This is a genomic window from Corynebacterium haematomassiliense (genome assembly GCF_013978595.1).
GTDB lineage: Bacteria > Actinomycetota > Actinomycetes > Mycobacteriales > Mycobacteriaceae > Corynebacterium > Corynebacterium lehmanniae.
Genome location: NZ_JACDTZ010000001.1, coordinates 1,892,542 through 1,906,125, shown reverse-complemented (window position 1 = coordinate 1,906,125; position 13,584 = coordinate 1,892,542). Strand labels below are relative to the sequence as shown.

The following is a 13,584-nucleotide window of genomic DNA, read 5'->3' as shown; positions in this document are numbered from 1 at the left end:
TTATGTACAACGACACGCTCCCCGATTCCAAGAACACCCACCTCTCCGACGCCCACGCCGAGACCGTCAAGGCGACGCTCGGGCCGGTGGGCGAGAACATCCAGACCATCGCGAACACCTTCTACTCCAAGATGTTCGCCGCCCACCCCGAGCTCATCTCCGACCTGTTCAACCGCGGCAACCAGAAGCAGCAGGCGCAGCAGAAGGCGCTTGCGGCCTCGGTGGTGAAGTTCGCGTCGCATCTTGTGGACGACTCCGCGCCCGACCCGGTGATCATGCTCAACCGCATCGCGCACAAGCACGTCTCCCTCGGCGTGACCGAGGCGCAGTACAAGATCGTGTACGAGAACTTGATGGCCGCGATCGCAGAGGTGCTCGGCGACGCCGTCACGCCCGAGGTGGCCGAGGCCTGGAGCGCGGTGTACTGGCTCATGGCGGACGTGCTGATCAAGGCCGAGAAGGACCTCTACGCCTCCGACGGCGTGACGGACGGCGACGTGTTCCGCCGCGGCAAGGTCGTGGAGAAGACGGAGCTTTCCAGCGCGGTGACCGCCTTCACCGTGGAGGGCGAATTCACGCAGCCGAGGCCGGGGCAGTACACGTCCATAGGCGTCAAGCTCGACGACGGCGCACGGCAGCTGCGCCAGTACTCCATCATCGAAGGCGACGCGTCGCGCTACCGCATCGCGGTGCAGAAAGACGGCGAGGTCTCCTCCTTCTTGCAGGAGCGTATCGACGTCGGCGACACCGTGGACGTCACCTTGGCCGCGGGTGACCTGGTGCTGCAGCCGGGCGAGCGCCCCGTCGTGCTGATCTCCTCCGGCATCGGCTCTACTCCCCTGACCGGCATTCTCCGCCACCTGGCGCAGAACAATGATCCCCGCCGCGTGACGTACGTCCACGCCGACGCCACCGAGGACTCCTGGGCGCAGGCGCAGGAAACCCGCGAGCTGGTGGAAAAGCTGGGCGACGGGGCGCTGAAGACCTACTTCCGCGGCGATGACCAGCGCGTCAACGTCGGCGAGCTCGACGTCGCCGGCGCGGATGTGTACCTCTGCGGCGGCACCGGCTTCCTCCAGTCGCTGCGCGACGACCTCGCGCAGCTGCCCGCCGACAAGGCCCCGGCCAACGTGTACTACGAGCTGTTCAGCCCGAACGACTGGCTGGTTGCCTAACCCTCCTGCTTGGTCAGGCGCGCCCCGCACTGGCCGGGGCGGTCGTGCGGGATGAGCTGCACCTTCACGTCGCCGGCGCCCTGGTCCAAGAAGCCCTCGTGCAGTGCGCACACCACTGGGGCGGGGCGGGTGCCCACTTCGGCGATGAAGGGGCAGGCGTTGAGCCCCACCTCGCGCACCTTGGCGGTGGCGGCGTCTGGGCGCGGCGCCGGGTCGAAGCCCATCTCGCGCAGGGTCTGGCATGTGTGGCGCTCCGCGGTGTCCAGGTCCACGCGCAGGTTGTCGTGGCGGCGGGTGTTCACCCGCTCCGCCCACTGGCGGCCGAGGCGCTTCGCGCTGTCGGTGTCCTGGTCGGCCAGGGTGCTGGCCAGCACCTCCACCAGGGCGATCATGGAGTGGGAGGCCAGGTTCGTGCGCGCCACGCGGGCGGTGTAGATGTGCGAGGGGCGGCCGCGGCCGGTGCCGGGGGCGACGCGGCGGGAGACCACACCCGCGGACAGGAGCTCCTCCAAGTGCCCGCGCACGGTGTTCGGGTGCATGCCCAGGGCTTTGCCGATCTCTGCGACCTGGATGCCGTCCGGGTTTTCCTGGATCACGTGAAACACCTCGAGCTGCTTTAGGCTGAGGTGGCCGACCGCGTTGAGCAATTCACCGGCGGGACGGGGCGCGTGAGGGCGTTCCATACGCGTTCTCCTGGAAGTGTCTTGGTTACATCAGGATTATATTTCAGCTTTAAAGGCTTGACAACTTGGAAACAACGAAGCTGACCTCAATACGCTGCTACAACACATTAATTCCGGCCAATACCAGGTATTTCACAGCATTCGGAGACGGATGTCGCGCGAGACGATACAGTAATAGCGACTAAAGGCCCCCTACCAGCTACAGAAGATAGATCGGCTCATGACCCAATCACCTTTCGGCGGCACACAGTCCCCCTTCGCACCCCCTGCACCCACCGGCCCCGAAGCCGGCACGACGGCGCTGGCCATTACGTCCGCTCCCGTTGCCCGCCTGGTGCCAAGCCTGGTCATGGGGGTTATCAGCGTTGTGCTCTCCGTCTTTTTGTTCCTCTCCTCCACTACGGCCACGGACTCGTCCTACCTGCCACTGACGCTGGTTGCCTGGGTGCTCGCCGGCGTGCTGGGCATCGGCGCACTCGGCATGTACTTCAAAGGTGACGCCGACGCCCGCGCGAGCGGCATGTTCGTCTCCGTCGGGTGGAAAGAAGCGCTGTACTGGGCCACCATCGTGGTGCTTGGCTTGGGTGTGCTGCTCTCCGCCATCCACGCTGGCCTGTACGTGGGCAAGAACTTCTAGGAGAGCGGGAGTAAAACTATGCAGATCAACCGCATCCTGGCCGCCTCGGCCACCGCAGCCCTGGTGGCGGGCACGAGCATACTCGGCGCCGCCGCGCAGGCCCCAGCGCAGGAGAGCTCGCTACCGCAGCTCGGCTCCTGCCTGGCGCAGAAGAACACCCTCGACATCGTGCTGCTCATGGACGAATCCGGCAGCCTGGAGTACGAGGCCAAAGACGGCCAAGTGGACAAGAACAAGCCGGGCACCGACGTTGAGGGCAACCGCGTGGACGCCGCGCAAAGCTTTATCGACGAGCTGGTCACTCGCCAGGAAGACACCGGCGTGGACGTGAACGTGCGCATCGCCGGCTTCGGCCAGGACTACAAGTCCGGCGCCACCCTGCCCGGCGAGTACGGCGAGTGGATCAACCTGGACGGTGGCAGTGCCTCCAAGGCGAAGGACGAGATCGCCGCGTTCAAAGAACGCACGGGCGAGGACTACACCAACTACACCAACGCCCTGTCCGGTGCGTACCAGGACCTGACCCGCTCCGGCAGCCAGGACCCGTGCCGCATGGTGGTCACATTCACCGACGGCGACCTCACCGCGGCGGACGGCCGCGACGGCGCCGAGGAGGAGCTGTGCCGTCCCGGCGGTGTGACGGACCGCCTCCGCGCCGCCGGAGTGACCAACGTGGGCATTGGCCTTTCCGCGCCCCATCTGCCCAGCGATTTCTCGCTGTTCCGCTCCCTGACCCAGGGTGGCGGCCCGTGCGGCACCGCAGCACCGAACGGTGCGTTCTTCGAAGCCTCCAATGTCGGCGGCCTGTTCGCCGCGTTCCACAGCGCACTTTCCACCGGCAACGCTGTGAGCACGATGTCCAAGGCGGACGACGCATTCAACATCGCTCTCGACGATTCCATCAGCCAGCTACGCTTCGCCGCAATCGAACAGGAGGATCTGGGCGACAACGCGGTGCTCACCCTTACCGCTCCGAGCGGCGAGGAGCTGAAGCTGAGCGAGTCCGGCTCCGCCACCCTCCAGGGCGCTGAGGTGGAGTGGGAAACCATCACCGATCCGGTGCTGAAGACCAACGCGCGCATGACGCTCGCGGACGGCCAGTCCTGGGCCGGCAATTGGGCCCTGAAGTTCGCGGACATCGACCCGAACGCCGCTGGCCAGGACGTGTTTACCGTCGCTGAGCTGCAGCCGGGCCTTGCGGTGCGCGTAGGCGGCGGCGAGGAAGGCACCGTCGAGCGCAACAACGAGCAGGACATTGAGCTGCAGCTTGTCGACGCCTCCGGAAACCCCCGCCCCATGCAAGGCACCGCAAATTCGCGCGTGACCTTCCACCCGGAGAACGGGGAGCCGCAGGTGCTGGAGGAGAACCTGGATCTTTCCTCCGGCTCAGCGGCGATCCCGGCCGCGAAGATTGCGAAGCTGCCGGCGTTCGGCCGCCTCGAGGTGGAAACCGCGGTGACCACGAAGGGTGAGCCGGGCACCAAGCTCACCCCGTTCCTCAACGCCTCTGCCCTGTCGGTGGGCCTGCAGAACCTGCCCAAGATCAACGGCGGCATCGCCTACAACGCGGAAGAGACCACCGTGACCACGGAGGTCCCGGTGAAGGGCCCGGGCAAGGTGTGGCTGCCGGAAGGCTCCACCGTCGCCGCGGAGCAGCTGCCGGACAATATCGGCACCGTGCAGGTGGCCTCGGACCACAACTCCCCGGACAACGCCCTTGAGTTGCAGGCCGGCGAGGAGAAGACCCTGCCGGTGACGCTGTCTATCAACGAGCTGTCAGACGGCCTGGTCAACGGTTCCGTGCCGCTGAGCATCTCTGCCCTGGACGGTGCGGACGAGACGTCGGTGGCGGTGCCGGTAGAGGGGTCCTACACCGTGCCGCTGAGCAAGGGCGGCTTCGCCCTCGGCTTCATCCTGGCGCTGCTCGGCGCGCTGCTGATCCCGCTTGCGATCCTGTACGCGATCCGCTGGATCACCAGCACCATCCCGCGCCAGCGCTTCGGCTACTACCGCATGGTGGTGGACGACCACAACGGCCGCCTCACCTACGACGGCGCACCGCAGCCGAACATCAACATCCTGGACGTCAACTCCAACTCCATCCCGGAGCCGACCCGCTCCTTCAGCGCTGGCGGCCGCCAGTTCAGCGTGCGCAACGGCAACCCCAACCCGCTGGCGGCGTCGCCGGTGGTGGCGGACGTTGCGCCGTCTGTAAGCGGTGGCGACGGCGCCCACATCAAGGGCAAGGCCAAGCTGCCGCTGGCGGTGCAGGGCGAGTGGATGGTCGCAGGCCTCGGCGGCGACCGCTACGAGGTCATCGCGCTGCCGCGCCTGCCCATGAGCGAGGAGGAGAAGACCCTCCTGGAAGGCGAGATCTCCACCGAGATGCTCAGCCGCATTGAAAAGCTGAAGTCGCTGGAACCGGCGGCGCCTGCAGCGTCTGAGCCTGCAGCGCCGGAGCAGCCGCAGGGCTTCGGCCCGAACTTCGGCGGTGGTTCCAATTCCCCGTTCGGTCCCGGTAACACCAATTCCCCCTTCGGGCCTGGCAACAGTCCGTTTAGCGGTAAGTAACTCCCACCACGCAAAGGAAACAATCTGATGTATAAAGTTCTCGTTGTCGGTTGTGGCGGATCTGGCGCAAAGTCGCTGGCCTACATGATGGACCAGATCAAAACTACGCTCGCGGAGAACGCTCCGGTCTGGTTCGAGGGCAACGGCCGCAAACTGCCGGACGCGTGGCAGTTCGTCTCCATCGACGTGCCCACCGAGCCTGAGGATAAGGAGCCGGTACCGAACGTGCCGAATGCAGGCGGGCAGTACATTTCCACCGGTGCTTCCTCCAGCTACTCCTTCGTGGACCGCGCGGTGTCCGTGCAGCTCAGCCGCAACAGGGCCCTGGGGTCCATCGCTACGTGGGTCTCTCCGACCCCGGGAGATATCGAAGTCGGTGTGGACGCCGGTGCGGGCCAGTTTCGCAGCGTGGGTCGCATGCTGATCCTGAACAAGCTCACGGACGTGGAAGACCAGCTCAAGCAGGCGAAGGATCGCCTGTACAGCCCGCGGTCCGCCACCCAGCTGGACGCGATCCGCAGAGAAATGGGCCAGGGCCCTGCGAAAGGCGAGCAGGCGGCAGACCCGATCGTGTTCGTGGTCTCCTCCATGGCCGGCGGCGCTGGCGCGTCGATGGCGCTGGATGTATGCCGTCTGCTGTCCGGCCTGGGCCTGAACAACTACCAGGGCCGTTCCGCACTGTTCATGGTCACCCCTGACGTGTTCAAGACCACGGGTTCTGCGGATTCCTTCGGGGGCACGAGCCCGAACGCGCTGGCCATGTTCGGCGAGCTGGCGGCGAGCCAGTTCGGCACGGGTCTGAAGTCAGACGAGCTGCTGTACGAAGCGTTGGGTTACCAGGGCAATCTAAACGAGACTCTTGTTACCCGCGTGTTCCCAGTGGGTATCTCGGCCGGTGTGAACGCCGTCCCCATCTCTGACGGTGCCGACTCCTCCACGGTGTACCGCGCGCTCGGCCGCGGCCTGGCCGCCCTGACCACGGATACCAAGATGATGGGTAACTTCGTCTCCTATCAACTCACCAACTCTGGCAGCCTGCCCTACGACCGGGACTTCTACGGCTGGGGTCTGAGCGAGGACCGCTCCAATACTGCGCCGTGGGGCACCTTCGGCTACGGACGTCTTGCCATGGGCCGCGACCGCTATGGCGAGTACGCCGCGCAGCGCCTCGCTTCCTCCGCCGTGAACACTCTGAAGAGCGGTTTCAAGTTCGAAGGCAGCGCCGATTCCGACGACGATCAGTTGGACCAGCGCCTGGAAAAGTCCTGGAAGAACATCCAGCGCCGCCTGGCCAACACGCTGCCGCTGCCGGCGGACGAGCACCAGACCGCAGCCAACGCCACGGAGACAGACCACACGTGGGCGTCAAACCGCTTCAGCGACACTGCCGTGGCGTGGGCACAGAGCCGCGTGGACATGATGAAGAGCAAGAACATTGTCCCGGCTCCGGAAAGCCGCAAGGGCGCGGAGTGGGCAAACGACGTGGAGTCCAGCTTGTCCACCGCGTACCGCAACCGCCAGCTGGTGGCAGATGACGTGCAGGGTGTCACCAACGGCAGCGGCCCGCTCTACCGCGCCGTGTACCAATGGGCTGGTGCGGATGAGCTGCAGCGCGAGGTGCTCGAGGTGCTCTCGGAGGAGATCGGCCGCTACGGTGTGGCGTTCGGCTCCAAGCTGCTCAAGACCATCCGCCAGCACGTCTCCGACGCTGCTGCCCGCCTGCGTCAGACCCAGCCGGCTGAGGGGCTGTTCCTGGACGGCCAGCTCGGCGCGGAGATCCGCGGCCAGCGCGGCAAGATCGTCGGCGACGGCTACCGGGACCGCATCTACGGCAGCGTGCGCGAACAGCTCTGGTCAATCGCGATGGGCAACATGGCGCGCCTGGCCGGTAACGTGCTGGAGGATTTCGCCCGCTATTTCCTGGTGGACTTCGACAAGGAGATTCAGGCGGCTCACAGCAACCTCAACCACGATTTGAGCGTGGACAACGACCCGGACGTGGGCGTAGCACAAATGAAAACAAACGTGCCGCGCATGTGGCCGAGCGAAGGGGTCGACGTGGTGCCGGACCGCTTCAGCAACGCGGCCAACGAGGTCATGATCACGGAGCCGAAGCACTACCCCGGCCAGTTCGAGGAAGACGTGATCCAATCCGTGATCACGGACGAGAACCGTCAGCTGCGTTTCGACGAAGCACTGGTGGAAGCCGCCCGCCAGATTGTGGCCGGCGACTGGCGCTCCGAAGCGGACGCCGACGACGCCCCGCGTGACCTGCTCACCCTGGTACAGCCGTGGGTGCCGCGCGCACTGACATCCGTGCCGGACTCTGCAGACCTGCGCAATGAGACCAACGGCAAGGTAGAGCTGAAGATCCGCTCGGAGCACGTGCTGGACCGCTCCCGCAAGTTCGTGGGCCGCGCCGGTTTCTCCTTCTCCCGCTTCATTGAAACTTCGCTGCGCTCCTACATCCTGGACGCGCCGGACGAGCCGACCCGCGCGGCCCGCCGCGAGGATATCGCCGGCAAGTTCGCCCAGGCGATGACGAAGGCGCTGCCGCTGGCACAGATCAACTCCAGCTTGCTGCACGCACTGTATCCAGACGACTCGAACGCGAAATACAAGTTCAACTTCTCCACCGTGCCGTTCGCGGGCGATAGCGCGATGGCGGACCGCCTGGCGCGCGTGGAGCGCGACTACCCCAACGCGTACTCCAACCCGAAAAACCCGCTGGGCGGCGCATTGGAAACCAACGGTGAGCAGCGCGAGATTAGCATTTACGGGGCTTACCCGAACTACCTGCCGGTGGTGTTCGATTCGATTCTGCCGTCCGCGGCGCGTCAGTGGGACAAGCTGACCCTGCCGAATGCGCGCACGAATTTCTGGCAGTTGCGCCGCGCACGCCCGATCAACGCGGCGATCCCGCTGACTAATGAGGAACGCCAGGCCATGATCAACGGCTGGTACGTGGGCCGCCTGATCGGCACCACCATCTTCCCGGGCGACAAGAACCGCGCAACCGGCCAGGATAGCATCCACGTGTTCGACCCGGTGACGCAGAGCTGGGAGGATTTCGATACTCCGCTGCTCACTCCGCCGTCGAAGATGCGCACGAACTACGACTGGCTCCCGGCCATCCTGGAGTCGCTGCCCATGGCGTGGGCGAAGGCGGACGAGTCGCCCGCGCTGTCCTCGCTGAACCCCTACCGCGCGCTGCGCCGCAACTGGGACGCCACCGAAAGCGAGCCTGCGGCTGCCATCAACGCTACGCGCGGCTACGACCTGTTGCGCAAGTGGCTTTTCGACGGCATCCGCATCGGCGGCGAGCAGACCAAGCACACGCTCGTGAAGGGCACTGGGCCCGAGGTTTCGCCGGAGGAACGTCGAGACGCTGCAATTGCGTGGCTGCAGGAGGAAGGCAAGCGCGCCCTGCAGCTGGTACCGACGAAGTGGCTGCCCTCCACCACCCCTCCGGGGGGCCCGCAGCGCGAGCTGGCGGACATCTCCGACCGCAACGTGGCTATGCGTGTGCCGCTTTTGATCGACATCGCGAACGGCGTGCTGAAGATGGCCGAGGACTTGATCGGTGCGGTCCGCGAGGCCTACGAGGCTGGCCCGCCGGAGCAGGACACCGTGTACGGCGAGACCGGTCTGGACTTCCTGGACTCGAAGGACACTGGCGGCTCCAGCTCCGCAAACGGCCAGATCAACGATATTTTCGGCGGCTTCTAAAAGGCAGGCGGGTACACCATGGATTTTCCGATTTTTGCGGCGCGCGGCACGAACGCTCGCATGGCACGCCAAGCGCTCGAAGACCTGGCCGCGCTGAACCTGTTGCGCGACTTCATCTGGATCGACGTTGACGTTCTGAGCGGCTCCGACCCGAAGGCCACGGTGGTGCGCTGCGGTGAAGCACCGCAGCAGATGCGCCTTGAGCAGGCGGTTGGTGCGCGAGAGGGCGCTGCGGTGCAGCTGCATGGCATCAACATCATTGGCGAAAGCGAACAGTCTGGCCTGCTCACTAGCAGGAACGTCAACGAGGTCACCGAGCGACTGCACGCGGTCAACGCGGCTCCCACAGGCACCGCCAATAACCTCATGTTCACGGAGGTCAACGCGTCGTTCGACGAGGAGTCGCTGCCAACCTTCAACGGCTACCGCAACCTGCTGGTGGCGCCGGAGGATTCGAAGTCCCCGGACTCGGGCGCGACGATCTTCCATGCGGACGATTCCACGAACGCTGGCCCATCCTTTTCCCTGTGGGTGGCAACCTCCATTGCCAGCCTGGCGGGCCTGTGGGTCGGCTTCGACGCCGCCCCGGCAGCGCAGCTGGAGCCAAACTCGTCTGCGCGCCTGGTGCGCTGCTACACCCAGCGCGTGTCCGGCGAAAAGTTCCAGCAGGAGCTGCAAAACGCCATCTTCGATCTGTCCACCACTCCCCTGCCGCAGGTGGTGGTGAATAAGACTCCGGTGAACGTCTCCCGCGACGCGGAGCGAGGCACGCTGCCGCAGCGCGCGGCACAGGAGTTCATTGAAACCCACGCTCGCGACCACCTGGTGACCAAGCCGCGCGAGACCATGGTCCAGCGCAACGAGCGCCAGACCCGCGGTCAGGCGCTGGGCAATGCGTTCGGCCAGTGGGCAAAGAACCTGTTTGGCAGGATGGGCGAGTTCTGGTCCGAGCTGGGCTCCGACCTTGCCGCCTCTGCAGATGCCGCGGTGCAGTCCAGCATTTACGGCAACGATTCGAGCGTGACCGTGGGTCGCGTCGACGTAGCCCAGGACCAGGGCAAGCGGGCTGTCACCGTGGTGCACAAGTCCGACGATGAACTGACCGCCGGTCTGCGCCCGCTGTGGAGCGATTACGCCGGCATCGCCTCCGGGCTGGTGGACGCGAAGCCGTACCGCGCCAGCGGTGAGCGCCCCAACGCGATGCAGAAGCAGGATGGGCTCACAATCGTGCAGTCTCCCAGCGATTCCATCCCGGGCCCGAGCGAGAGATTCGGCCCGCAGGAGACGCTCAAGGTGCGTCAAGTGCTGGGCAGCGAGAACGTCGCTCCCTACGACATTGAGCGTCAGCGCGAGGTCTACCGCGACTTGAACGCCAAGGCCGCGGACCCGGAGTTCATGACTGCGAAGGCGAACTTCGAGCGCTGGCAGCGCAAGCACCAGCACTCGTTTGCTGCGAACGTCGGCGCTGGTTTGCGCGGCCTGTACGACGAGCAGCAGACCATTCTCAACCAGAAGCAGGCGGAGCTCCAACACCTAAAAGCGCAGGAGCACAAGGCGAGCCAGATGTCCCCGTGGCACGGCATTTTGCGCTGGTTGGGCTGGGTGACGTTCTGGTCGCTGGCCGTGTTCCTCATTGCCTGGTGGATCGGCAACTCCGGTGACGCTGCGCCGCGTTGGCAGTGGGTGGAAAACCTCAACAACGCTTCCGGCAAGACTTACGGCTGGATGTTCGGCATCTGGTTTGCCCTGTGGCTGATCGTCTACATGCTGCAGATCCTGGTTTCCACGCTGCATTCCATCCGCTCGCAGAAGCTGCGGATGGACCAGCAAAAAAAGATCGAGAATGCAGAGCGCGCCGTTGCGGAGGCGCAGGTTGCGCTGCGGTGCATCGAGGTTGCGTACCCGCAGTTCATCAAGGTCTCTGACCTCTACGGTGCGCTGCTAGAGAAGCCGTTCGGCGATATCTCCAACGTGGCCACCCAGACGCTGCAGCCCACCAACGCGCTGCCTGAAGCGATCAACCTGGGCGAGGTTGAGGTGGACAAGCAGGACATCGACCACACCGCGTCCGTGTACCGCCGCCGCTTCTTCGACGAAGGCTGGCTCACCGAGCAACTGCGCACCACCCTGGAGCAGGCAGCGCGCGACATCGCCAACGACCCGGTGAACCCGCTGCAGATCGACCTGGACGACGTGTTGGGCAGCCCGTCGAGCCTGTCGCGCCTGGCATCGCGCGTGTCGGATGAGAGCTTCCTCAACCAGGACCGTTCCACCCGCACCTGGGCGGAGGTCGTGGACGCGTTGCGTAAAGACGACGCGGTGAAGGCCAAGTTGCAGCCGCGCCACAAGCTGCAGTCCCCGGGCTACTTCCGCCAGGACATCCTCACCCCGCTGGGTGTGAACCGGAACCTGCACGACGTGGTGGAAAACACCACCGTGCACGCGGAATCTGCCCGCGGCCAGGATCTGAGCAGCAGCTCTATCACCCTGCACGCCGGCAGCCCGGGTGCGTCGCTGGAAGACATCAAGCTCGTCTCCAGCGCCCCCACTGCCGCGCAGTCGACGGCCTCTAACGCGGAGGAAAAGCTGTCTGACTTCTACGAGGGCGGTGATTTCTAATGAACAAAAAAGAGCTTTACCAGATCTTTCTTGACTGGACTACGGACGCCCGCACCCGCTTCCCGGACCGTCCGGTGCCGGAGCCGATCCAGCTCGCCCAGTACGTGACCAACCCGGACCTGGACACCGACTCCAACTACCCGGGTCTGGTTGAGTGGGCGTCGGTGCTGCGCCACATCCGCTCCCTGTACGAGGCGGGCGAGCTGCGCCCGGGCCAAGCGTTTACCGAAGCGCACTTCGACGCCTCCACCAAGCCCGCTCCCGCCGCGGAGAAGGAGCCGAAGAAGCCGCTCAGCGACGCGATGAAGCTGCGCCGCAAGTCCAAGCCGACGCGCCGCACCGAACCGGAGCAGGAGCCGAAGCCAGAACCGGAGCGGCCGGAGGTGCGTCGCCAAGCAGCACGCTCCTTCACCGCAGACCAGCTGGTGGAGATTGATCCCTGGAGCATCGACAGCGAGGAGCCGTGCGGCGAAATCCGCGTCGCCCAGGACGGTGAGCAGCTGAACGTGCAGTGGTCCATGCCACGCGGCGGCGCGCGCATCTACCGCATATACAGCTCGGAGACGCCGTGGCCGGACATTCTGGACCCGGATGCGCTGCGTGAGATCACCACGGGCACCTCGTTCGTGGATGACGAGCCGCTATACACCGCAGCCCGCTTCTACCAGGTGTGGGTGCACACGGGCGCGACAGAGGAGGAGGCGAAGCAGACCCAGCCGCGGCTGCTGGGCCAGACCTACTTCATTGAGCCGGTGGAGATTAAAAACCCAGTCTACGATGGCGCCCACATCTCTGCACAGTGGTCCGGGCTGGATGGCACAGAGAAGGTGGAGGTGTACCGCTCCATCAAGCCGCGCGGCAAGCTCGATGTCTCCGCGAATGTGGTGAATCAGGAGGGCAACCGTTCCGGTGTGCGCTTCGTGCCGCAGGAGCGCGGTTACACCTACCGCATCGCTGCGAAGCGCTTTGTGCTTGTTGACGGCAACCTGGTCGGCTCTGCCCTGTCCGAAGAAGCTACCGTGGAAGTCGGCGCGGAGCTCGAGGATATTTTTGCCACGACGGAGCAGACCTCCCCGCGCACGGTGCACGTGAGCTGGCCGGCGCCGCTTTCCGGGACGGTGCGTATTTACCGCACCGAGTCCCGCATCGAGGACGGCGCGGACAAGCAGCGCACCCTGGACCTGGAGCTTCTAGACCAGTACGGCCTGCCGGAGCAGGCGTGGGTGAACAGCACCAGCACCGATAAAAACGAGTTTGATGTGACGTGGCCGGATGACTGGTACACGATGCACATCACTGCGGTGAGTGTGGTCGGTGGCCACGCCCGCATCGGCAACTCGGTGCCGTTTACCCGCGTGGGTGAGATTGAGAACCCGCGCCTGCTGGAGCGTGTGGACGAGCAGGTGCTCAGCTTCGGCTGGCCCAAGCACGCCAGCTCGGTGCACGTGTTCATCGGCGAGCCCAACGGCGCGCACGAGACGGAGTACCAGCCCACCGCAAGCAAGACGGTGATCTCGGCCGAGGACTTTAAGAAGACAGGCAACCTGCCGTTAAACCTGCATCGCACGCAGACGCAGGCCGGGGCGGCGTCGCTCGCCCTGTACCCGCAGCGGATGCAAGAGGGCAAGGCGATCGTCGGTGATCCCGCAGTGGTGGATTACCCCGGGTTGGAGAAATACTCCTATGACCTGGCTCTGGACAGAGGCGAGATTTTCCTGCAGATTCATTCGCACCAGCCACACGACGCGTTCCAAGAGAACAACCCGCACTTCGTGCTCGTGCACTGTTCCGGCCGCCTGCCGCTTTCCCAGTCCGACGGCCAGTTTGTGTCGCTGACTATGCGGATGGATCCGAACCAGCCAGTTGGTGCGTCGGAGGGCGAGACGAGTATCTCGCCGCGTTTCGACGAAAACGGCAATTCCCAGTGGTACAAGCTGGATCCTTCCCTCTGGCAGCGTTTCACGTTCCATGAGGACTTCATCCGCCTGTTCCTGCAGCAGGAACACCGTCCGGAGCACATGCCGCGTCGCGCTCTGCTGGACCCGCACCCGAGGAAGTTGTCCCTGGTGGAGTTCCTCCCGCAAAACCAGCCGCAGCCTGCTCCAACCCCGGCCCCGCAGCCGGAGCCGGAGAAGAAGAGCCTGTTCAAGAGGATGTTTGGGAAGTGATG

General features: G+C 65.1%; 7 protein-coding genes. 6 read left to right on the top strand and 1 reads right to left on the bottom strand.

All coding sequences use genetic code 11. The features are described from left to right. Positions 1–2 precede the first annotated feature (2 nt). Positions 3–1,175, top strand: a complete 1,173-nt coding sequence (locus tag H0193_RS08875; RefSeq protein WP_181889466.1) for a globin domain-containing protein — start codon at positions 3–5, stop codon at positions 1,173–1,175. Here the strand turns inward: H0193_RS08875 and H0193_RS08870 are convergent. Further along, complete coding sequence (locus H0193_RS08870; RefSeq protein ID WP_181889465.1) at positions 1,172–1,858, bottom strand: helix-turn-helix transcriptional regulator; 687 nt, start codon at positions 1,856–1,858, stop codon at positions 1,172–1,174. The two genes, H0193_RS08875 and H0193_RS08870, sit on opposite strands and share 4 nt — an antisense overlap. A gap of 220 nt (positions 1,859–2,078) precedes the next feature. Between H0193_RS08870 and H0193_RS08865 the strand changes: the two genes are divergently transcribed. From H0193_RS08865 to H0193_RS08845, 5 genes are read left to right on the top strand one after another with little or no spacing between them, the layout of a single operon-like run. After that, complete coding sequence (locus tag H0193_RS08865) at positions 2,079–2,495, top strand: hypothetical protein (protein ID WP_181889464.1); 417 nt, start codon at positions 2,079–2,081, stop codon at positions 2,493–2,495. An 18-nt stretch (positions 2,496–2,513) separates the two neighbouring features. Then, positions 2,514–5,066 (top strand): vWA domain-containing protein, encoded by a 2,553-nt coding sequence (locus tag H0193_RS08860; protein WP_181889463.1) that lies wholly within the window; start codon positions 2,514–2,516, stop codon positions 5,064–5,066. A gap of 27 nt (positions 5,067–5,093) precedes the next feature. Next, complete coding sequence (locus H0193_RS08855) at positions 5,094–8,795, top strand: tubulin-like doman-containing protein (protein ID WP_181889462.1); 3,702 nt, start codon at positions 5,094–5,096, stop codon at positions 8,793–8,795. Positions 8,796–8,813: 18 nt separating this feature from the next. Continuing rightward, positions 8,814–11,414, top strand: coding sequence for a hypothetical protein (locus tag H0193_RS08850; protein ID WP_181889461.1), 2,601 nt, complete (start codon positions 8,814–8,816; stop codon positions 11,412–11,414). Further along, on the top strand, positions 11,414–13,582 hold the full coding sequence (locus tag H0193_RS08845) for a SaeA-related protein (protein ID WP_181889460.1): 2,169 nt from the start codon (positions 11,414–11,416) through the stop codon (positions 13,580–13,582). The genes H0193_RS08850 and H0193_RS08845 overlap by 1 nt, the downstream gene beginning before the upstream one ends. The last annotated feature ends 2 nt before the right edge of the window (positions 13,583–13,584 follow it).

Bases quoted from the DNA above. Each gene is read 5' to 3' on its own strand.
- H0193_RS08865 (WP_181889464.1), top strand. From the start codon at position 2,079: ATGACCCAATCACCTTTCGGCGGCACACAGTCCCCCTTCGCACCCCCT.
- H0193_RS08870 (WP_181889465.1), bottom strand. From the start codon at position 1,858: ATGGAACGCCCTCACGCGCCCCGTCCCGCCGGTGAATTGCTCAACGCG.
- H0193_RS08875 (WP_181889466.1), top strand. From the start codon at position 3: ATGTACAACGACACGCTCCCCGATTCCAAGAACACCCACCTCTCCGAC.
- H0193_RS08850 (WP_181889461.1), top strand. From the start codon at position 8,814: ATGGATTTTCCGATTTTTGCGGCGCGCGGCACGAACGCTCGCATGGCA.
- H0193_RS08845 (WP_181889460.1), top strand. From the start codon at position 11,414: ATGAACAAAAAAGAGCTTTACCAGATCTTTCTTGACTGGACTACGGAC.
- H0193_RS08860 (WP_181889463.1), top strand. From the start codon at position 2,514: ATGCAGATCAACCGCATCCTGGCCGCCTCGGCCACCGCAGCCCTGGTG.
- H0193_RS08855 (WP_181889462.1), top strand. From the start codon at position 5,094: ATGTATAAAGTTCTCGTTGTCGGTTGTGGCGGATCTGGCGCAAAGTCG.